This is a genomic window from Mycobacterium sp. SMC-16, from assembly GCF_046250085.1.
Classification (GTDB): Bacteria; Actinomycetota; Actinomycetes; order Mycobacteriales; family Mycobacteriaceae; genus Mycobacterium; species Mycobacterium phocaicum.
Map to the genome: position 1 here is coordinate 1,106,228 of NZ_CP176427.1, position 19,532 is coordinate 1,125,759.

General features: G+C 64.7%; 23 protein-coding genes and 1 pseudogene. 18 read left to right on the forward strand and 6 right to left on the reverse strand.

Translation table 11 applies throughout. From position 1 onward, the window contains the following. The first annotated feature begins 97 nt into the window (after positions 1-97). The 5 genes from ACJEIK_RS05360 to ACJEIK_RS05380 are packed head-to-tail and all read left to right on the forward strand — an operon-like array spanning position 98 to position 3,611. Positions 98-754: a glycosyltransferase family 2 protein gene (locus ACJEIK_RS05360; RefSeq protein WP_061001740.1), complete on the forward strand. Its 657-nt coding sequence runs from the start codon at positions 98-100 to the stop codon at positions 752-754. Continuing rightward, the gene (locus ACJEIK_RS05365; RefSeq protein WP_061001739.1) at positions 751-1,413 is read left to right on the forward strand and encodes a DUF2064 domain-containing protein; all 663 of its coding nucleotides are present in this window, start codon (positions 751-753) and stop codon (positions 1,411-1,413) included. The genes ACJEIK_RS05360 and ACJEIK_RS05365 overlap by 4 nt, the downstream gene beginning before the upstream one ends. Position 1,414: 1 nt before the next feature. Next, a complete protein-coding gene (locus ACJEIK_RS05370; RefSeq protein ID WP_061001738.1) occupies positions 1,415-2,044 on the forward strand; it encodes a methyltransferase domain-containing protein in 630 nt (209 codons plus the stop codon). Then, positions 2,041-3,147 carry a molybdopterin-dependent oxidoreductase gene (locus ACJEIK_RS05375; protein WP_061001737.1) on the forward strand — a complete coding sequence of 369 codons (1,107 nt, stop codon included), beginning with the start codon at positions 2,041-2,043 and terminating at the stop codon, positions 3,145-3,147. Before ACJEIK_RS05370 ends, ACJEIK_RS05375 begins: the two co-directional genes overlap by 4 nt. Continuing rightward, positions 3,144-3,611: a hypothetical protein gene (locus ACJEIK_RS05380; protein ID WP_061001736.1), complete on the forward strand. Its 468-nt coding sequence runs from the start codon at positions 3,144-3,146 to the stop codon at positions 3,609-3,611. Before ACJEIK_RS05375 ends, ACJEIK_RS05380 begins: the two co-directional genes overlap by 4 nt. On the opposite strand, the gene ACJEIK_RS05385 is transcribed toward ACJEIK_RS05380, so the two are convergent. After that, positions 3,537-4,886, reverse strand: a complete 1,350-nt coding sequence (locus tag ACJEIK_RS05385) for a hypothetical protein (RefSeq protein WP_061001735.1) — start codon at positions 4,884-4,886, stop codon at positions 3,537-3,539. The genes ACJEIK_RS05380 and ACJEIK_RS05385 overlap by 75 nt on opposite strands. Before the next feature lie 283 nt (positions 4,887-5,169). After that, complete coding sequence (locus tag ACJEIK_RS05390) at positions 5,170-6,483, reverse strand: IS256 family transposase (protein WP_052536990.1); 1,314 nt, start codon at positions 6,481-6,483, stop codon at positions 5,170-5,172. A 146-nt stretch (positions 6,484-6,629) separates the two neighbouring features. Here ACJEIK_RS05390 and ACJEIK_RS05395 point away from each other — a divergent pair, with 146 nt between their 5' ends. The 3 genes from ACJEIK_RS05395 (at position 6,630) to ACJEIK_RS05405 (ending at position 9,529) form a co-directional block, all read left to right on the forward strand. After that, a complete protein-coding gene (locus ACJEIK_RS05395; protein WP_409431649.1) occupies positions 6,630-7,103 on the forward strand; it encodes a DUF417 family protein in 474 nt (157 codons plus the stop codon). Between the two features lie 2 nt (positions 7,104-7,105). After that, complete coding sequence (locus tag ACJEIK_RS05400; protein WP_082762314.1) at positions 7,106-8,524, forward strand: GNAT family N-acetyltransferase; 1,419 nt, start codon at positions 7,106-7,108, stop codon at positions 8,522-8,524. A 303-nt stretch (positions 8,525-8,827) separates the two neighbouring features. Continuing rightward, positions 8,828-9,529 (forward strand): plasmid pRiA4b ORF-3 family protein, encoded by a 702-nt coding sequence (locus tag ACJEIK_RS05405; protein WP_052583420.1) that lies wholly within the window; start codon positions 8,828-8,830, stop codon positions 9,527-9,529. Positions 9,530-9,536: 7 nt separating this feature from the next. Here the strand turns inward: ACJEIK_RS05405 and ACJEIK_RS05410 are convergent, their stop codons facing one another. Next, positions 9,537-10,859, reverse strand: coding sequence for an ISL3 family transposase (locus tag ACJEIK_RS05410; RefSeq protein ID WP_052545499.1), 1,323 nt, complete (start codon positions 10,857-10,859; stop codon positions 9,537-9,539). A gap of 161 nt (positions 10,860-11,020) precedes the next feature. Between ACJEIK_RS05410 and ACJEIK_RS05415 the strand changes: the two genes are divergently transcribed. Beyond that, positions 11,021-11,779, forward strand: coding sequence for a class I SAM-dependent methyltransferase (locus tag ACJEIK_RS05415; protein ID WP_409431650.1), 759 nt, complete (start codon positions 11,021-11,023; stop codon positions 11,777-11,779). Between the two features lie 103 nt (positions 11,780-11,882). Here the strand turns inward: ACJEIK_RS05415 and ACJEIK_RS05420 are convergent, their stop codons facing one another. Further along, complete coding sequence (locus tag ACJEIK_RS05420) at positions 11,883-12,599, reverse strand: hypothetical protein (RefSeq protein ID WP_061001733.1); 717 nt, start codon at positions 12,597-12,599, stop codon at positions 11,883-11,885. Here ACJEIK_RS05420 and ACJEIK_RS05425 point away from each other — a divergent pair. From ACJEIK_RS05425 to ACJEIK_RS05445, 5 genes are all read left to right on the forward strand, one after another. Further along, entirely contained in the window at positions 12,598-13,143 is a 546-nt protein-coding gene (locus ACJEIK_RS05425) for a hypothetical protein (protein ID WP_061001732.1), read from the forward strand. The two genes, ACJEIK_RS05420 and ACJEIK_RS05425, sit on opposite strands and share 2 nt — an antisense overlap. A 221-nt stretch (positions 13,144-13,364) precedes the next feature. Further along, positions 13,365-13,817 (forward strand): YkgB family protein, encoded by a 453-nt coding sequence (locus ACJEIK_RS05430; protein WP_234785597.1) that lies wholly within the window; start codon positions 13,365-13,367, stop codon positions 13,815-13,817. Then, positions 13,780-14,526 (forward strand): flavodoxin family protein, encoded by a 747-nt coding sequence (locus tag ACJEIK_RS05435; RefSeq protein WP_061001730.1) that lies wholly within the window; start codon positions 13,780-13,782, stop codon positions 14,524-14,526. Before ACJEIK_RS05430 ends, ACJEIK_RS05435 begins: the two co-directional genes overlap by 38 nt. A gap of 21 nt (positions 14,527-14,547) precedes the next feature. Beyond that, on the forward strand, positions 14,548-15,183 hold the full coding sequence (locus tag ACJEIK_RS05440; protein WP_073696298.1) for an RNA polymerase sigma factor: 636 nt from the start codon (positions 14,548-14,550) through the stop codon (positions 15,181-15,183). Further along, positions 15,180-15,419, forward strand: a complete 240-nt coding sequence (locus tag ACJEIK_RS05445) for an anti-sigma factor family protein (protein WP_406802820.1) — start codon at positions 15,180-15,182, stop codon at positions 15,417-15,419. The genes ACJEIK_RS05440 and ACJEIK_RS05445 overlap by 4 nt, the downstream gene beginning before the upstream one ends. A 129-nt stretch (positions 15,420-15,548) precedes the next feature. On the opposite strand, the pseudogene ACJEIK_RS05450 reads toward ACJEIK_RS05445, so the two are convergent. Then, positions 15,549-16,061 (reverse strand): annotated as a pseudogene (locus ACJEIK_RS05450) (TetR/AcrR family transcriptional regulator); the annotation flags it as partial. A gap of 55 nt (positions 16,062-16,116) precedes the next feature. On the opposite strand from ACJEIK_RS05450, the gene ACJEIK_RS05455 reads away from it, so the two are divergent. The 3 genes from ACJEIK_RS05455 to ACJEIK_RS05465 all read left to right on the forward strand — a co-directional run bounded on the left by ACJEIK_RS05455 (position 16,117) and on the right by ACJEIK_RS05465 (position 18,168). Continuing rightward, the gene (locus tag ACJEIK_RS05455) at positions 16,117-16,713 is read left to right on the forward strand and encodes a redoxin domain-containing protein (RefSeq protein ID WP_234785598.1); all 597 of its coding nucleotides are present in this window, start codon (positions 16,117-16,119) and stop codon (positions 16,711-16,713) included. Between the two features lie 176 nt (positions 16,714-16,889). Then, positions 16,890-17,129 carry a hypothetical protein gene (locus ACJEIK_RS05460; protein WP_061001726.1) on the forward strand — a complete coding sequence of 80 codons (240 nt, stop codon included), beginning with the start codon at positions 16,890-16,892 and terminating at the stop codon, positions 17,127-17,129. A 7-nt stretch (positions 17,130-17,136) separates the two neighbouring features. Further along, positions 17,137-18,168, forward strand: coding sequence for an NAD-dependent epimerase/dehydratase family protein (locus ACJEIK_RS05465; protein WP_061010704.1), 1,032 nt, complete (start codon positions 17,137-17,139; stop codon positions 18,166-18,168). 108 nt (positions 18,169-18,276) lie between these two features. Here ACJEIK_RS05465 and ACJEIK_RS05470 read toward each other — a convergent pair whose 3' ends face one another. Next, positions 18,277-18,867, reverse strand: coding sequence for a CGNR zinc finger domain-containing protein (locus ACJEIK_RS05470; RefSeq protein ID WP_082762317.1), 591 nt, complete (start codon positions 18,865-18,867; stop codon positions 18,277-18,279). 93 nt (positions 18,868-18,960) lie between these two features. Between ACJEIK_RS05470 and ACJEIK_RS05475 the strand changes: the two genes are divergently transcribed. Next, entirely contained in the window at positions 18,961-19,530 is a 570-nt protein-coding gene (locus ACJEIK_RS05475) for a TIGR03086 family metal-binding protein (protein WP_061003291.1), read from the forward strand. Positions 19,531-19,532 lie beyond the last annotated feature (2 nt).

Here is a 19,532-nt window from a genome sequence, read left to right on the forward strand (position 1 = left end):
CCGACAGCTCCGGTCATGGTCTCTACCAGCACCTATGTCACAGTTTCGTCATCATTTGGCACTTGGCGACGGCGCACCGCCGCCTTACGGTCGGGTCATGTCCAGCAGTGCGATCACGGTGATCCTGCCGTGTCTGAACGAGGCCGAGTCGCTGCCCGCGATTCTGGCCGTCCTCCCAGACGGATACCGGGCTCTGGTGGTCGACAACAACAGCACCGACGGGACGGCGACCGTGGCGCGGGCCCACGGCGCCGACGTGATCACCGAACTGGAGCCCGGATACGGTGCGGCGGTTCATGCCGGCGTGCTGGCGGCGCAGACGTCGACGGTTGCGGTGCTCGACGCCGACGGGTCGCTGGACCCGCGGGCGTTGCCGTATCTGGTTGCGATGCTCGACCGTGGAGCCGACCTGGCCATCGGGCGGCGCCGCGCGGTTCCCGGGCTGCGTTGGCACTGGCATGCCCGCCTGGGCACCGCCGTGGTGTGTTGGCGGTTACGGACCCGATACGGACTGCCGGTGCACGACATCGCGCCCATACGGGTGGCCCGGCGCGAGGCGCTGCTGGGTCTCGGTATCGCGGATCGTCGATTCGGCTATCCGCTGGAACTGTTGGTGCGCGCGGGGCAGGCGGGCTGGCGGGTGGTGGAAACCGATGTCAGCTACGGTCCGCGCACGGGCGGCGAATCGAAGGTGAGCGGTTCGCTGCGGGGCAGTTTCTTTGCCGCACTCGACTTCTGGCGGGTGATTTCATGACTGTTCCCGTGACTGTGCTGGTGGTGGCCAAGGCTCCGGTACCCGGTCTGGCCAAGACCCGGTTGGCCCGCACGTTGGGTGCGGAGGCAGCCGCTGATCTCGCTGCTGCCGCGCTGCTGGACACCCTGGACGCGGTGGCCGAGGCGCCGGTCGCCGCGCGCGTGGTGGCGTTGACCGGAGATCTTGCCGCGGCGCGATGCGCCGCCGTGATCCGGGACCGGCTGGCAGATTTCACCGTTGTTCCGCAGCGTGGCAACGATTTTGGCGAGCGCCTGGCCAACGCGCACCACGATGCGGCGTGTCTCGGATACCCGGTGCTTCAGATCGGCATGGACACTCCGCAGGTTACTGCTGCGCTGCTGACGGCGTGCGCACTTCGATTGCTTCGCGCCGATTCGGTGCTGGGGCCGGCCAGCGACGGTGGCTGGTGGCTGCTGGGCCTGCACAACGGAGTAGGTGCCGACAGTCTGCGTACGGTTCCGATGTCGCAATCCGATACCGCGGCCCGGACACAGCACGCTTTGGCGAACGCCGGCCTGGCCGTGGATTTCGTGGCCGAACTGCGCGATGTCGACGTCATGGGCGACATCGCCGCCGTGCGCGCGTGCTGTCCACAGGGCAGTCGGTTCCGCAACCTGGCTGCTGCGATCGGGGTGTGACGTGTTCGGAAACCTGTATGAGCGCGCTCTGGCAGGGGAGCGGTGCTGGGTCCGCCAGGACGACGGCAGTCGGCAACGTCTGCCCGTGCACAACTGGCTGGGTGGTCGGCGGGCGGATCGGAGGTTCGATCGGGCAGTTCTGGCATTGTGCGACGGGCCGACCATCGACCTCGGGTGCGGACCAGGTCGGCTGGTGGCCGATCTGATCCGGCGCGGCGTGCCGGCGCTGGGCGTCGACCAGTCCGCGACCGCCGTCGAACTTGCCCGGCGCAGCGGCGCTCCGGCGTTGCGCCGCGATGTCTTCGATCCGCTCCCCGGCATGGGCCGCTGGCAGACCGTGCTGCTGGCGGACGGAAACGTCGGGCTGGGCGGTGACCCGACGCGCGTGCTGCGCCGAGCTGCTGATCTGCTGCGGCGCGGAGGCCTGTGCATCGCCGAATTCGACTCGGCCCCAACTGGAGTGATCACTCGATGGGTGCGACTGGAATCGGCGCGGACGGTTGGGCCGTGGTTTCGGTGGGCGACGGTCGGGGTCGACAGTGCGCCCAGGATCGCCGGCGACGCCGGCCTGAAGGTCGTCGATATGCATCCGGTCGGAAACCGGATGCTCGCGAGTCTGGCGTTGCAATGAGCGGCACGACATTGCGCAGCACCGCCGTCACCGCGCGGGTCGGGATGATGCTCGGCATCGCGGTCACGCTGTGTTTCGTCACCGGGTTGATCAGCCACCTCATTCAGCATCCGCAACCGTGGTTCTACTGGCCCGCGCATCCGGTCTGGCTGTACCGGCTGACGCAGGGCACGCACGTCGCCTCCGGTATCGCGGCGATACCGCTGACCGTGGTCAAGCTGTGGTCGGTGTGGCCCAAACTGTTTGAACGTCCCATCATTGGCGGTGTTGCCAAACAACTCGAGCGCGCCTCCATCCTGGTGCTGGTCGGGGCGATGTTGTTCGAGCTGTCCACCGGGCTGCTGAACATCGCGCAGTGGTACGTGTTCCGATTCTTTTTCACCACGTCGCATTACGCGGTGGCCTACCTCGCGGCGGGCGCGGTCCTGGTACACATCGCGGTGAAGCTGCCGGTCATCCGGCGGGTTCTTGGCGAACCGCTCGGCGATGTCGCGACCGGCGGTGCGGTTGGGCCGACGCGGCGCAGCGTGTTGTGGGGTACCGGGGTGGCCGTCGCAGTCGCGACATTGGCCACTGCCGGGCAGAGTGTCGGATGGTTGCGCGAGCTGTCGTTGCTGTCGCCACGCTCCGGTAAAGGGCCGCAAGGTATTCCGGTGAACCGCACCGCGATCGCGGCCGGCGTGCTGCAGGCTGCGGCGTCGCCGGCCTATCGGCTCACCATCGTCAACGGCGCCCGCAGTCGAGCGTTCTCGGTGGCGGAATTGAATGCCATGCCGCAGCGGACATTCCACCTGCCGATCGCCTGCGTCGAAGGCTGGAGCGCCGACGCCGAGTGGACCGGCGTCGTGCTCGCGGATCTGATCGCCATGGTGGGTGGGTCGCCGCAGGCCGACGTGCGGATGGTTTCGCTGGAGCCCCCCGGCCCCTATTCGCGCACCGTGCTGCCTGCGCGGCATGCCCGGGATGGTCAGACGTTGGTGGCGCTCAAGCTCAATGGGGAAACGCTGCATCCGGACCACGGATACCCATGCCGACTCATCGCGCCGTCGAGACCCGGTGTGTTGCAAACGAAATGGCTGTCCCGAATCGAGGTGATGCAATGAGGGCCACTCGGGTGCTGCTGATGCTCTCAGGGCTGGCGCTGGCCGGGTACGGCGCGACCCTGGTGTTCGAGAATCCGCCGGTGATCATGATGCGCATGGCGGTGTGGGCGTTGGTCGCGGTCGCCGTGCACGACGTGGTGTTCGCCCCGCTGTGTGTGGCACTGGGCTTCGCGGCAAGCCGGATACTTCCGGTGAGTTGGCAGGCGCCGGTCGCGGTGGCCGCTTTGTGTTCCGTGGTGCTTGGCCTGCTTGCGATCCCGGTCTTCGACAAGCCGGGCATGCATCTGGACAACATGACCGCACTGGATCGTGATTACCATGCCGGACTGTGGATTTCGCTGGCCGTGGTGTGGGTGTGTGTGCCCGGCTATCTGGTGGCCAGACGGCTGTTACCAGTTCGTCAGAATCAGGTGGTTGAGGGCCAGCGCGCCGATGACGTTGGCGGCCAGCCACCAGCGCCGTGACGGCGCCGGCAGTAGCGCGCCGGCGGCGGTCAGCCAGACCGTGAACGGCAGCCAGATCCGTTCGGTCTCAGCCTTGCTCAGCATGCTCAGGTCGGCACATATGATCGCCAACAGCGCGGCGAGCGTCAGTAGGTGGATGCCGCTTCGGCGGCGGAGCGCGGCGCGGTCGAATGCCAGGCTCAATCCGGCGACGCTGCCCAGGCCGATCGCGCATACCGCAGAAGCCAGGTTCCCCCACGACCAGTACTGGAATGGGCGGTTCATGGCGATGCCCTGCCAATACCGTTGCTGTACCAAGGTATAACCGTCGAACCACCAGAAACCCGTCGCGGCGAAGGCGCCGACCACGGCCAGCGCCGCCACCACCGCAGGCGCGAGTACCCGGACCGCTGTGCGGAGGTCCGGCGCCGTGATCAGCACCGCGACGGCCGGTATCGCCATGAGGCCGAGGCCGTAGTTTAGGAAGATGCCCCAGCCCAGCAGCAGGCCCGCGCCGGCGCCGGTGAGGGTCGGGTGTCGGTTACGCGTCGCGAGCCCCAGTAGAGCGATTCCCCAGGCGGCGACACCGGCGTAGTAACCGTCGGCGGACACGGCAATCCAGATGGCGGTCGGGGCGACTGCAACGAAGGGTGCGGCGGCTCGGGCCGTCGCCTCGCCGGACAGGACGCGCAGCGTCACGACGATGGCTGCCGCGGCACTGGACCCGATCAGCAGGCACCAGAGGCCGGCCCAGGCGCCGCCGCCCAGTCCGATGCGATCCAGCCACACAAAGGTCAGCAATGCACCGGGTGGGTGGCCCGAGATGTGGGTGATCCACGAATGTGGTTGGTAATCGAGAATTCTGGACGAGAAGGAGCGCAATGCTTCAGGGATGTCGGTGATGCTCGGCACCTGCCGGAGATATTCGTGCTGCGCCGTCAGGCGCCCTGCGAAACCCCGCTGCCAGCCGTCGACCATGGCCAACGAGAAGGCCCAGCCACACGACACCGCCCATGCGGTCAGTGGTACTGCGCGCCACGGTAATCGCGCGGCGACGGTCTGTCCCCACAGCACCGCGGCTGTTGCGATCAGCACTGCCGGTGCCGTACCCCAGCCGATGTGCGCGTGCCACCAGCCGAAGATGGGTGCAGTCTGTGCGAAACTGCGGATCTGGGCCGGGGTGCTGTTGATCAGTGGGGTGACGATCCCCAGGTGCAGTTGCGGTACCGCGAACGCGACGACCACGAGCGTCAGCCCCACGACGGCGGCCGTTGCTGTCCTTCGGCGAATGTTCACGGCTGCCAGCCTAAGAGTGGGCTGTCGGTGAAACGGTGACGATTCGATGACCCTTGAGGGGCGTAGCGCGGGTGATCTGCTTCTGCGCGGTGGCATGTTGTGGTCGTGGCTTCGATCAATGTCACGGTTGCCGATCAGTACTGTACTGTACGGTACGGTAAATGTACTAGAAAGTACAGTACTGGTTTGTCGCCTGAACTGGGCCTTCATCAGATCGTGAGAGGACGAGCCGTTGTCTGTTCAACCCGCGGAGGAATTGTCAATACCTGTGGATCGGCTTGTTTCAGGCGACCTCCGTTCCAGTTGATTCGGTCGGTGCCGAGTCCGCCGACGGGGTGATGTCGGTGGGTCGCTCGAGCAGTTTGCCTTTGTGGAAGATCGCGCCGGCCCGGACCAGAGCGACCAGGTGCGGTGCGTTGACGGCTCGCCAGCGGGCTTGCGCGGCGTCGATCAGCTTGTAAGCCATGGCCATTCCGGCGACGCGTGAACCCGGCCCCTTGGTCACCTTGGTCCTCAAACGTACCGTGGCAAACGTTGATTCGATCGGGTTGGTAGTGCGCAGATGGACCCAGTGCTCGGCCGGGTACTTATAGAACTCCAGCAGCACATCGGCGTCATCGACGATCTTGGCGACCGCCTTGGGGTACTTGGCGCCGTAGTCCACCTCGAACGCCTTGATCGCCACCTGCGCGTGGTCGATATCCTCGGCGTTGTAGATCTCCCGCATCGCCGCGATCGCCCCCGGATGAGCCGACTTTGGCAGGCAGGCAAGAACATTGGCCTGCTTGTGAAACCAGCACCGCTGCTCGCCGGTGGCCGGGAACACCTCACGCACGGCCTTCCAGAACCCCAGGGCCCCATCGCCGACGGCCAGCACCGGTGCGGTCATCCCGCGACGTCGGCACGACCGCAACAGATCAGCCCACGACTCGGCCGACTCCCGGTACCCGTCGGTGAGCGCGACCAGCTCCTTGCGGCCGTCAGCGCGCACACCGATCATCACCAGCAAACAGAGCTTCTCCTGCTCCAGGCGCACCTTGAGATGGATGCCGTCGACCCACAGGTAGACGTAGTCGGTGCCCGACAGATCACGGGCCTCGAAGGCCTTGGCCTCGTCCTGCCACTGCGTGGTGAGTCGGGTGATCGTCGTGGCCGACAAGCCGGCACCCGAGCCCAGGAACTGCTCCAACGCCGGACCGAAATCACTGGTCGACAAGCCATGCAGATACAGCAACGGCAACACCTCGGTCATCTGCGGCGACTTGCGCACCCACGCCGGCAGGATCGCCGAGGAAAACCGTTGCCGCTCACCAGTGTCCGGGTCAACACGTTTGTCATTGACCCGCGGCGCGGTCACACTCACCGCGCCCGCCGCGGTGAGCACCTCGCGCTCGCGGTGATAGCCATTGCGCACCACCAGCCGGTGCCCGTTCTCATCAAGCTCACCGGCATGAGCCTCGATGTAGGCGGCGACCTCAGCCCGCAACGCTGCGGCCAGCATCTGGCGGGCACCGTCGCGGACAATCTCATCGAGCAACGACCGCGACGAGCCAGCATCCTCGTTGGATGAATCCGCATCGTGAACTACCGTGAGCATGGGCGTACCTTCCCGAACCAGCGCGCCAACGCCGGCTCTTGATCAGACCTTCGACATTCAGATCATCCTCGGGAAGGTGCGCCCTTTCCTACGCCGCCTCGCCGAGGCTCATCCACAGGTTCTGATCATTGCTCCAACCCGCGGCCATATCGAGCCGTGTCAGCAGGTTGGGTCAGGCGGTGGCCCGGTACGGATTGGTCCTCGTCCTGGCGTGGATCGGTGTGGGCAAGTTCGTCAAGATGGAAGCCCACGTACTGATTGAGCACAACCCGCTGATGTCCTGGATCTACCTGGTGCTCAGTCACAGCGCTGTGGCCATGGCCCTAGGCACTGCCGAGATCCTCGCCGCGGTCCTGATCGCACTGCATCGGGTGTGGCCACTGCTGTCGGCCGTCGGCAGCGCGATGGCGGTGGTGCTGTTCGTCGGAACGCTGAGCTTCCTGTTCACCACGCCGGGTCTGGTGGTTGGGCATGCGGGCCCGATCCCGATTTTGGGCGCTCTACCAGGCCAGTTTCTGCTGAAGGATCTGGTGCTCATCGGAGTGGCAATCTGGACCTTGGGTGATGCGCTCGACGGTCGTCGGGTGCCACCCGCCGCGAAGCAGAGCTCGGGTGGCTGATCATGGACGGCAACACAGCATTGTTCTGCAGTACGTCTCTGGCCGGCCGAATCGAACACGCTGAAGCGCAGCTCATTGCACTCGCGAGTGCACCCGCCCGGCAGCGCGACAGATCGGGATTCGCCACTCCGCTGGGTGGCGGAATGGCATGTTTCGCTGAACCTGGCTCACCGATGAACAAAGTGGTCGGACTGGGTTTCGATGGTGCACTGGACCCGGCAGCTCTCGCCGCTATCGAGCTGGAATATGCGATACGCGAAACGCCCACGCAGATAGAACTTTCCAGTCTCGCCGACCGTGAGGTCGCGGTACTGTTGTCGCGCCGCGGCTATCAACTTGTGGCGCAAGAGAACGTGCTCGGCCGGCGCGTTGACCGTGCACTACCCGTGGCGACCTCACCGCGGATCGACGTACGGGTATGCAGCCCAGAAGAATTCGATGACTGGGTAGATGTCGTGGTAGCTGGCACGGCTCATCCTGACGACGAGGGTGTGGGTTTCCATGAGCAATTCTCCGACGGTGTCATCGAGCGGGACGAACGCGACTTCTACGATGCCGGCGCCACGATGTACATCGGTTTGTGTGACGGCGTGATTGCCGGTGGCGCGAGCATGGTGGTGACCGACGGCATTGCTCAATTCACCGGTGCAGCAACCGCTCCCGCGTATCGTCGCCGCGGAATACAGAACGCCCTATTGGCACGGCGCCTGGCCGATGCCGCGGAAGCCGGTTGCGATATCGCGGTTATCACCACGGCGCCCGGCTCCAAATCGCAAGAGAACGCCCAACGCCGCGGCTTCCAGCTGTTGTACACCCGCGCCATGTTGATAAAGCCGGTCGACAGCCCGATCCACGCGTCAGGCTCGGGTGAAAATGGGAGCGATGCTTGGAAGTTGGTGTCTGCGCAGGGAAGGTGCATCAGCAGCGAAACCGCGGGCACGAATTTTGCAGAGACGGTGAGGATCGTGCCGTTCGACGGAGACCGGCGGGATCTCGTCGATCTGTTCCGGTTGGCCGAAGATTCCGATTTCAAACTTGACGGATATCTTGATGCGGGATCCGTATGGGTCGCCATGCGCGGATCGGCCGAGATCGTGGGACACATCCAGGTCATTGTGCGTGGCCACGGCGAAACGTGGGAGGTGGCCAACATGGCCGTCGCTGTGTTGCATCGCGGTTCCGGTGTCGGGCGCCGTCTGCTCGAGCATGTGATCGATGAAGCCCGCGCCGGCGGCGTCCGTCGAGTCCAATTGGCCACTGCGACAGCAGATATTGGTAACCTGCGGTTCTACCAGCGGTGCGGATTCCGGCTCGGTCACATAGTGCATGACGCCTTTGGCCCGCACACAGGCTACCCGGCCGGTACGGCATCACACGGGATTGCGGTGCGCGACCAGGTGTGGTTCGAGCGCGTCATATAGCGGCGTATGAAGGTCGGCCGGATGCCGCAGTAGCGAGAGGGAGATGGCTAGACCAGCAACACACCCCAATCATGTCCAGCATCAACAGCGCACCGGGTGAGTCCAGAAAGCAGGTACGGTGAAAGCGTCCCAATCAAGCACGACCGCCGAGCAGATGGCGTTTTCCCGCGCCATCGAGAGCCGTAAATCGGCTCTTCATGATTGAGGGTGTAGAACGGTCAGCTGCTGTCGGCCTGTGATTGGGGTGTCTGGTTGGCTGGGTGTGTGCCGGAGGAGAAGCGGAAGAGTAAGAGGAAGAGCGCGGTGTCCGGGGGTGGTGTGGACCTGTCGATGCTGCAACAGCTGATGGCCGATGCTGGCCGGGATTTGTTCGCGGGAGTGTTCGATGAACCGACACCCGAGGTGGGAGCTGTGCCGGAGCGTGTGCGGGGTTTCCGGGTGCGGGTCGACCTGATGTACGCCAAGCCGCCGATCTGGCGTCGTCTGGTCCTGCCGGGTGACCTCGTGCTCGATGAGCTGCATGACGTGCTGCAGGTTGCGATGGGCTGGCAGGACGGTCATCTGCATAAGTTCGGTGTCGGGGCGGACCGGCGTACCCGTGTCTACTTCGTCACCAGATTTGATCTCAGCGAAGGCGACGACGGTCTCGTCGAGGACGGTGTGCGCCTGGATCAGGTGGTCTCCGGTAAGGGCGACCGGTTGTTCTATGACTACGACTTCGGCGACGGATGGGAGCACGTGCTGGTGGTCGAAGACGTTCTCGATGATCCACCTTCGGCTCCGGTGTGCCTGGCGGGCAAGATGGCCTGCCCGCCGGAGGATTGTGGTGGCTTGGGCGGCTATGAGGAATTGGCTGCGTGGGTTCGTGGCGGGTACGACCCGCGGGCAACACCGATGGGGCTGGGTGCGCAGGAGATGCGCGACTGGCTGCCCCGAGGCTGGCACCCCGATCGTTTCTCGGTGACCGAGACCAATGACGCTCTGGCCGCGTCGAATATGCGTTGAGGACTCTTCACTGCCGAGGTGCAAGGAGCTGAGTTCGGAAGCCTCCGGTCTCGAGCAGTGACCGGGCGATGTAGTTGGTGAGGTTGCGGAAGCCCAGCGCGGATCCGCGCAGGTGTTCGAGGCGGCCGTTGATCGCTTCGGTGGGCCCGTTGGAGGTGCCGGGGCGGTCGAAGTAGGCCAGCACGTCGGCGGCACGCTTCTTCAGGGTCCGTCCCAGGGTGATCAGTTCGGTCAGCGGCTTGGGAACGCCGGTGCTCAGCGTGGTGATCAGCGCCGCCATCATCGTGCGGCCTTTCGTGCGGTCGGGTTCACGATACGCGGCCACGGTGCGCTGATACATCTGCCAGGTGGCCTCGACTTCTGCGTGGGCGTCGGCGGCGAACAAGGCGGCCAGCCGGGTGCGCTGGCGGTCGGTGAGCAGATCGGCACCGGTGTGCAGGGTGCGTCGGCAGGTGTAGAGCGGGTCGGACTTGCGGCCGCGGTGCCCACATGTCGCCAGCTGCACCCGGCGGCGGCACTCATCGAGGGCGTTGCCAGCCAGGCGCACCACGTGGAAAGGGTCCATCACCGTCGCCGCCTCGGGCAGTTCCTCGGCGGTAGCGGTCTTGAACCCGGAGAAGCCATCCATAGCAACAACGTCCACGCCGTCACGCCAGTCCTGCGGCCGCTCGGCCAACCAGTCCTGAAACGCCTTTTTTGAGCGACCCTCGACCATGTCGAGCAGCCGAGCCGGACCGGTCCCGTCACGCACAGGGGTGAGATCGATGATGACGGTGACGTACCTGTCACCGCGACGGGTGTGCCGCCAGACGTGCTCATCGACGCCGATCACCGCCACGCCGTCGAAACGGGCCGGATCGGCGATCAGCACCCGTCGGCCTTCTGCCAGCACCGCGTTGTTGGCGGTGTTCCACGACACCGCGAGCGCTTCGGCGATGCGAGCCACGGATAGATGCTGGCAGACAATGGCTTCCAGCGCCCACCGCAGAGCACGCCGCGACAGCTTGGCACGTGGTTCGGCCATCCTGGTGGTGTCTTGTCGCCACACGTGGGCGCAGCCGGCGCACCGGTAGCGACGGATGGTCACCAGCAGTGTGGTGGGGCGCCACCCGAACGGCTCATGGGCCAGAGTACGGGTGAGGCTGTCGCGTGGGATGCCTTCTTCGCCGCAGCGACGACACCACCGGTCCTCGTCGGTCACCCGGCACGCCAGCACAGCACGGCCGGGCTCAAGGCGTTGTCCGGTCACCTGCAGCCCAAGTTCGTCGAGGCGGCAGAAAGTCGTCAGGTCAGCGCAGGCGAAGCCCGCCCGACCGGTAGCGTCAGGCACGTCGAGGTCTTTCGGATGAGGAGTGTAGGAACCCTCATTTTCGAGAGACCTCGACCTCTATCCCGGCAACGACGCGCCAACCACCTCTACACCCTCATCTGTGAAGAGCCCGTAAATCATCAGCAGAGCGAATCTGCTATGACCCGTTCGCCGAGCAATTACTGGGTGCCAGGTACAAAGCCGGCCTGTTCACACGATTCCTGCGCGACGGCATCGAGAAGCTGATTGAAGCGCGCTTTGCCGGACATCACTACTACGTCATCGCGCGCACCCGCTACATTGACGATTTCCTGCAAGACCAACTACTGGAGGCCGTCCAACAAGTCGTAATCCTCGGGGCGGGTTTTGACTCACGCGCCTACCGGTTTTCCGATCAGTTGGGCAATGTCGTGGTGTTTGAGGTCGACCATCCGGCGACATCTGCCGAGAAGCAGGTCAAGGTTCACAGGGCGTTGGCGAGCGCGAAAAATAGTGTCGTCTACGTCCCAGTCGATTTCAACACGGAAGTCCTGGCGGAGGAGCTGCGGAACCATGGCTACCAGGACGACAGCAGGACCGTCTTCCTTTGGGAAGGCGTTACGCCGTATCTGTCTGCGGACGCGGTCGATGATGTCCTGCAGTTCGTCCTGTCCAGTTCTGGGTCCGGCAGTCTTTTGATCTTTGACTACGTGGTGAAGTCGATCCTTGAGGGATCCTGCGATATGCGCGGCGCTCGGAATGAATTCGAGAAAATGAACCGCGGTAATGAACCTCTCGTGTTCGGAATCGAAGAGGGCGAAGCCGGTGCGTTCTTGTCCGCACGGGGATTTCGCGACGTCGTGGACGTAGGCTCAGCTGAATTGACGGAGAGATACTTCGCAAATAACCCAGGCAGATATATCAAGCCGTGGTGGCGCCTGGTGCACGCCACTGTGCCGTGATTACCGCAGCTGCCGCGTGGTGCCGGACAGGTGTGGCGGTGAACCGGTGACGACCACGGTTCACCGCCACACAACGCATGCTGGCATGTCCGGGAGACTGGCGCTATTTTGCGTTCGGGCAGGTGATATCGACGTAGGCGGTATCGAACCGCGCCGGTTCCATGAGTGTCATGCCGTCTGCCTGCATCGTCACGCGCAGGCCGGAGATGCTGGTGACCTTGCATTCGGACAACGGGACGTTGGGGTGCCCTTCGAGCCAGTTGATCGACACGTTGTAGCCGGCGGATTGCAACTCCTGGACAGCGGTGCTGGCAGGTCCGTCGCCGGGTGTGGGCAGGATCGGCGGGTTGGCCGAGGCATTCGGCGCGGCCGCGAAGGCCAGGGCGGCGCCGGCGATGACGGTCCAGCGGGCGGCTTTGCCCCAGCTCGGTGTGACGGTGTTGCTCATGATGTGCGCTCCTCGTTCGGTCGTTGGGGCCGTGGCCCATTCGCCGACTGAGTGTTGGCGAAGACCGAATCCGTTACGGATCGCCGCGCGACGGGACTTTCTGACGATTCTGTGACGCGCGGTTGCCGGCCGACTTTCCCCGTAACGACCGCGCTGTCGGGCGATACCCACGAACAGCTGATTCACGTCGCCGCTCTTGGCGGCCAGCCGAACGAAAGGTTCAACAAACATGGCAAAGCGCATCAGTGCATTACGAGCAGGATCGTCCGCGATCGTCGCGCTGGGATTGCTCACCGCGTGTTCGACCGGTGCCACGGAACAGCCCGCGTCCACTGGCACAGCCACCGCGATGCCGGCCTCGGTGACGTTCATGGCCGATGTCCACGAGGAGGGGGGCGACACGATGACGATGGCGGTGACCGTTGAAGGCGCAAAAGTGGTGGCGTACACAACCAACGGCAACAACGACGAGGCCTACTTTTTCGGTACGCAGAAGGACGACCACATGGATCTGATGTCCATGTATGGCGACAATCTGAAGGCATCGTTCGACGGCGGCAGGCTCACCGGCGAGGTGACGATGAACGAGCCCCGGGTGGCGTCGGTGAAGTTCGCCGCGTCGTCGGTGGCGGCTCCCGCGGGGTTGTACACCGCGACCCACGACGGTGCACGTGCCAGCTGGGTGGTACGTCCGGACCACACCATGACCGGCGTCATGGACAACAGTGCTCCCGGTAATCACAAGGTGACCGATGCGGTCATGGCGCGTAGTCAGGCATTCAAGGACAGCGTCCGTCAGATGCGGCTCGACCGGCAACTCCATCAGGCGCCGCCGATGGCATACGGGACGTGGTCGATGCCGATGGGTGGCTCGATGATGAAAGCGGTTCGCGTTACCGGAGATATGGCGTTCTAGGACGCCAGCGTTACGTGTGGGCCGCCGGATGTGGCTATCCGGCGGCCCACACGCCCGTAGTACGCGCGGCCAGAAGTCGCGCAGCCGTAACGTTCGGGCGCCGGCGACCCACTCAGTTCTGTGATCGTCGGCGGGCAGGCCGCCGCGAGACAGCCGAAAGAGGTAAACCAATGACCGCGACGAACATTCGGGCCCGGGTTGAATCATCGACAACAGAGGCCATGGTGAGTCGAATCGCCGGCCATCTCGCTCGCTACGGGCTTGTCATCGTGATCGGGTGGATCGGCTTACTGAAATTCACTTCGTATGAGGCGCAAGGTATTCAGCCGCTCGTCGCGCACAGCCCGTTCATGAGCTGGCTGTACGACATCTTCTCCGTGACGACGTTCTCGTCGCTGCTCGGCGTGCTCGAGGTCGGCACTGCGGTGTTGCTTGCCGTCAAGCCGTGGTGGCCGAAAGTGTCGGCTGTCGGCAGCGTGATCGCGGTCGGGCTGTTCGTTGCGACCATCAGTTTCCTGTTCACCACGCCCGGGATCGGCGAGTCGGCCGCCGGCGGCTTCCCGGCGCTGTCGATGACGGGCCAGTTCCTGATCAAAGACGTTGCACTGCTTGGCCTTGCGGCCTGGACATTGGCTGATGCGCTGGGTGCCGGGCGGGAGGGTGATCGTGTCTGATCGGCCTGCTGACTTCGACGGCCTGCGTGCGCTGTTCATCAACTGCACGCTCAAGAGATCGCCCGAGGTGAGCAATACCGAAGGTCTGATCGACATCAGCAGTCGCATCATGGCCGCCAATGGTGTTGCCGTCGAGGTGGTGCGCGCCGTCGACCACGACATCGCCACCGGCGTGTGGCCCGACATGCGCGAGCACGGGTGGGCGACCGACGACTGGCCGGCGATCTTCGACAAGGTGCTGGCCGCTGACATTCTGGTGCTCGCCGGCCCGATCTGGTTGGGCGACAACAGTTCTGTGATGAAGCAAGTACACGAACGGCTCTATGGCGGCTCGCATCTGCTCAACGACGCCGGGCAGTACCTCTACTACGGACGGGTCGGCGGTTGCCTGATCACCGGCAACGAGGACGGTGTCAAGCACTGCGCGCAGAACGTGCTCTACACCTTGCAACACATCGGGTACACCATTCCGCCGCAGGCCGACGCCGGCTGGATCGGTGAAGCAGGTCCGGGCCCGTCCTATCTGGACCCCGGCTCGGGCGGGCCGGAGAACGACTTCACCAACCGCAACACCACGTTCATGACGTGGAACCTGATGCACCTGGCACGGATGCTGCGCGCCGGCGGCGGCATCCCCGCCTACGGCAATGTGCGATCAGGATGGGACGCCGGTTGCCGGTACGACTTCACCAATCCGGAGTACCGCTGAGCGACTATGCTCCCGGTCATCATGACCAGGATCGCAGGTGACGAAGGTGCGCTCGTCGCCGCGTTGCAACGCGGCGACGAGTCGGCTTTCGCCGAACTGGTGGACCGGCATACGCCGGCGCTGCTACGGGTCGCACAGGGTTACGTACCGACCCGTGAGATCGCCGAAGACGTCGTGCAGGACACCTGGATCGCGTTGCTCAAGGGGATCGGTTCGTTCGAGGGCAGGTCGTCGTTGCGTACTTGGCTTTTCGCGATTCTGATCAATATCGCCAAGAACCGGGGTATCCGTGAGCGGCGGGATGCCGATCTTGCGGTGGCGGCGTTCACTGGTGGCACCGTCGACCCGGCGCGCTTTCGCGGCACCGACGACCCGCATCCCGGCCATTGGCTGCCGACCGCAGTGCCGGCGCCGTTTCCGGACACCCCTGAGAGTTCGGTCCTCGGCGAGGAATTGATCATGGTGGCGCGACGGGGACTCGACAATCTTCCCGAACGCCAGCGCGTCGTGGTGACGATGCGTGACATGCTGGGATTGGACTCCGACGAAGTCTGCGAACTGCTCGAGATCAGCGCTGCCAATCAGCGCGTCTTGCTCCACCGAGGCCGAGCCGCCGTCCGGCAGGTGCTCGAGGACTATCTGAGGGATACCGCATGACCACCAACCCGATGGACTGCAACGAACTCGTCGAGTTGGTGACGGCCTACCTCGACGGCAGCCTCGACCTGGAGGACCGGGCGCGCTTCGACATGCATCTGCTCGAATGCGACGGCCGCGAAAACTACCTCCAACAGTTCCGCAGCACCGTCGCCACCGTCGGCAAGATCGGCACCGACGAACTCGACCCGGAGTTCCGGCATCGGCTCATCAACGCATTTCGCAACTGGCGCTGAAGTGGCAGGCGCGCGGCTACCGGGATCGCTTGCGTTTGGGGGTGGCCCCAGAGCGGCTGCCAATGCCGTATCCAGCGCGTGTTGCAGCGGTGCGACATCGCCACTGACGTCCGCGAGCAACATGCCGCCCTGGTAGGCGGCGAGTAGACCGGCAGCCAGGACAGCGGGATCGGTGCCGGGCAGCAACCCGCCGTCGGCGGCCACCCGCTGGAAGGCGTCGCCGATCACCTGTTCCCAGCGGCCGAACCCGGCCCTGAGCGCTGCACGGGCCGGGCCATCGGCGGAGCGGTCGAGTTCGTAGACCAGCGATCCGATGGGGCAGCGGATGGGATCGTCAGAAGATGCGTGCGCGCGGAGTGCGTCGGCGCACCAGGCGCGGAGATCGGCGGCCGTGTTGACGTTGTCGAATGACGGCTCGACCGCCGACAGCACCCGGTCGACCTGGAACCGGACCACGTCGGAAACCAAGTCCGCCTTGTCGGCGAAAAAGTGGTACAGCTGGCTGCGCCCCGCACCGGCGGCGCCGCCGATCTCATCGAGAGTCGTCGCCCGCACTCCCTGACGGGCGAACAAGACACATGCCGCCTCCAAGATTCGGGCCACCGTCGCGCGGCCACGGTCGGTCGTCGGCTCGGTGATCACTCGATGACGCTATCAAGCGATCAACTTTGTACTGTAGAGTACAGAAATCTTGAGTGTGGCTGTCGCCGGTCATTCACTTGACATTCGTTTGGAGGGCGCGGTGAGTCTTTTTGTTGGAGAACGCTTTCCGGTCGATGTCGCCGTGACATCGGCGGACGGGGACGTCACGGTCGCGCAGTTGATTGCGACAGGACCTGCTGTGGTGGCGTTTCACCGGTTGTGGTGCCCGTTCTGTCAGCAGGCTGCCCGCGACCTCGAGCAGGCCGGCGATCAACTCGCGGCGGCAGGCGCCCGCGTGGCCATCGTCTATCGCGATGACATCGACACGGTATGTGCGTCCTGTGCGCAGCGCGGCATCACCGCCGACTGCCTCAGTGACCCGCAACAGGAGCTTGAGCGTGCCACGGAAGTCGAGCGCTTTTCGCTCGGGCGGTATGCCATGTTCTCTCCGATGCGCCTGATCCGCGTGCTGCGCTCGGGTAGCCGCGCAGGCAAGGTGACGTCGGATGTCCTGCAGGGCCGCGGCACCTTCGTCGTGGACCGTGACGGACGCATTGTTTACGCCCATCACGCCGTCACTGCGGCCGACATCCCGCTGATCGATGACATTGTCGCTGCGGTGAGGGCGGTTGCCGGCGGCGCGGGCGCTTGATCGACAGAGTGATCGCGGCCAGGCCGGGAACTCGTCGGGATGGTCACCAATCGGTAAGAATCTCACGAAAGTTACTGCATTACAGTGGTATTGCCGCCTTCGGCGGGCGGTTCTCGCCGGTGAGAACCGCGTTGATGCACACGAATTCTATTGGAAGACAACGAAAGAGTGCTGTGATGAAGTCAGTGATCATGGGCATGGGTGCAGCCGCTCTTGCGATGGTGGCGTTCGCTCCGGTCGCGTCGGCAGCGCCGGCGGACGCGGTGATCAACGATCTGCGAGCGGAAGGCTATCTCGTGCAGATCAACCAGACGCCGACGGCTCCGCTCACCGCGTGCTCGGTGAGCAATGTTCGAAAGCTGGACGGCGGAGCCGCGTCTGCCCTCGTTGATGTCGTCTGCCCGGACGGCTGCTGACAGCACCGTGCGGATACTCCTGACCGGCGCCGCCGGTTTCATCGGTTCGCGCATCTGGGCGGCGTTGACCGCCGCCGGGCACGAGGTTGTCGCCATTGACGCCATGCTCAGCGCTGCGCATGGCGACGGTGCCCTGCCGCCCGATGGCTGCCGGATACAGGACGTACGTGATGCCGAGGCGTTGGCCGGGCTGCTCAAGGGCATCGACATGGTCTGCCACCAGGCTGCCGTGGTCGGCGCGGGCGTCAATGCCGCCGACGCACCGTCCTACGGCAGTCACAACGACTTCGGCACGACGGTGCTCCTGGCCCAGATGTACGCCGCGGGGTGCCGGCGTCTGGTGCTGGCGTCGTCGATGGTGGTCTACGGCCAGGGGAGCTACGAATGTGCGCGACACGGGCTGGTTGAGCCGTTGCCGCGCCGCCAGTCGGACCTGGACGCGGGCGTATTCGAGCACCGCTGTCCGTTAGGTGGCGAAGAGTTGCATTGGCGCACGGTGGGGGAGGATGCCCCGCTGCGGCCGCGCAGCCTCTACGCGGCAAGTAAGGCGGCGCAGGAGCACTACGCGTTGGCCTGGGCCGACGCGGTGGGTGGGTCGGTCGTCGCACTGCGCTACCACAATGTTTACGGCCCGGGTATGCCCCGGGATACGCCGTACTCCGGGGTGGCGGCCATCTTCCGCTCAGCCTTGGAAAATGGTTCCGTCCCAGACGTTTACGAAGACGGCGGGCAGATGCGCGACTTCGTCCATGTTGACGACGTGGCCGCGGCCAACGTCGCCGCGACGACATACGACCACGGCGGCTTCACGGCCTTCAACGTGTGTTCCGGACACCCGATCACGATTCGTGAAGTGGCTGAGCAGTTATGCGCTGCCCGCAATGCCCCGCAGCCCAAGGTCACTGGTCAGTACCGCAGCGGCGACGTCCGCCATATCGTTGCCGATCCCGTATGCGCCACCCAGGAACTCGGTTTCACCGCCGCGATTCACCCACGAGACGGGCTGCGCGACTTCGCCTTTGCGCCACTGCGGGACTGACCTTCTCTCTCGCGGTCGGCATCGTCGTGCAACATCAGCAGCCGAAAACCCTTGGTGCTTGCAGCATTCAAATGTGGCCGCAGTCTCCGCAGGGTGGCATGGTAGCCGTCAGTGGTGGCGCTGGTAGTGCCGCGCCGCACGCATCCGATTGGCGCAGATGTTTTGCGTGCAGAATTTTCGGCGCGCGTCCTGCGCCACGAAAAGCATACTGCAAGCAGGGTTTTGGCAACGGCGAAGTCGCTGTGACGTCGGTCCGACCAGAAAGTCGATGAGGCTGTCTGCTACGAGCGCCACAGCAAGCTGGTGCGACTGGTCGGTGGTCGGGTGGTATTCGGTTTCCGATGCCCATCCAGCGGGGACGCGCACCAGCCTCCTCGTGCGGAGGACGCCGGCGGCGGATTGGTTCACGTGACTTACTGCGGCACGGCTCGGCGGTGTGCCGGCAATCTGGGCGTCGAGGATCTCGCGAATGGCCTCGCGTAGCTCGATGGTCTGTCGCAGCGGCGGAGCCGACGCGGTGTCTGGCAGGCGGTCGCGCTGGAGGTCCCACCAGAGTCGGCAGGCCGCTTCGTCGGCGAGCAGGTCGGTGGCCGGAGTGGTCACCGTGATGATCGTGTCGGCCAAATCCACGGCCAATGGCTCTCCTGCCACGGGAAAACCGGCGCGCTGCGCGCGCTCCAGTCTCGATGTGGCTGCCACCGAATTAACGGTAGCACTCCGTTGACAACGTTAGCCGCTGTCGCGTAGAACCATAACGGTAAATAGCAACTACTAACGTTAGGTGGCGTTGTGATGGGACCTGTTGAATTGCTCTCGGGGGCCGATGCCCGACTGGTCGGTCTCGTGTCGACGTTGACGGCGTCGGACCTCGACCTGTCGAGTCCGTGCGCGGGATGGGCGGTGCGGTCGCTGCTGAGCCACACCATCTCTTCGATCGATGCTTTTGCGGCCGCCGTCGATGGCGGCAGCGGGCCGACGGAAGCGGAATTGTTCAGTGGCGCTGATATTTTGGGGTCGGACCCGTTGGCGGTTGCTGAGCAGTCGATCGGCCGTTCCCAACGTGCGTGGGCCACCATCGGTGACTGGCAGCATCCGGTCACCACGGTGCTCGGATCGATGCCGGCGGCCGAGGCGATCAGCATCATCACCTACTCGACGCTCATCCACAGCTGGGATCTTGCGGTCGCCGTGGGACGAACGGTCGAATTCGATGACGCTGAGGCTGCGCTGGCAGAGGGCGTAGGTGCAGCACTTGTGCCCGCTCTACAACCCCAGGGCTTGTTCGGTCCGGGGGTTGAATTGGGTGGCGACGCCAGTCCGACGCAGCGGGTCATCGCCTTCGCCGGCCGCAATCCACTTTGATT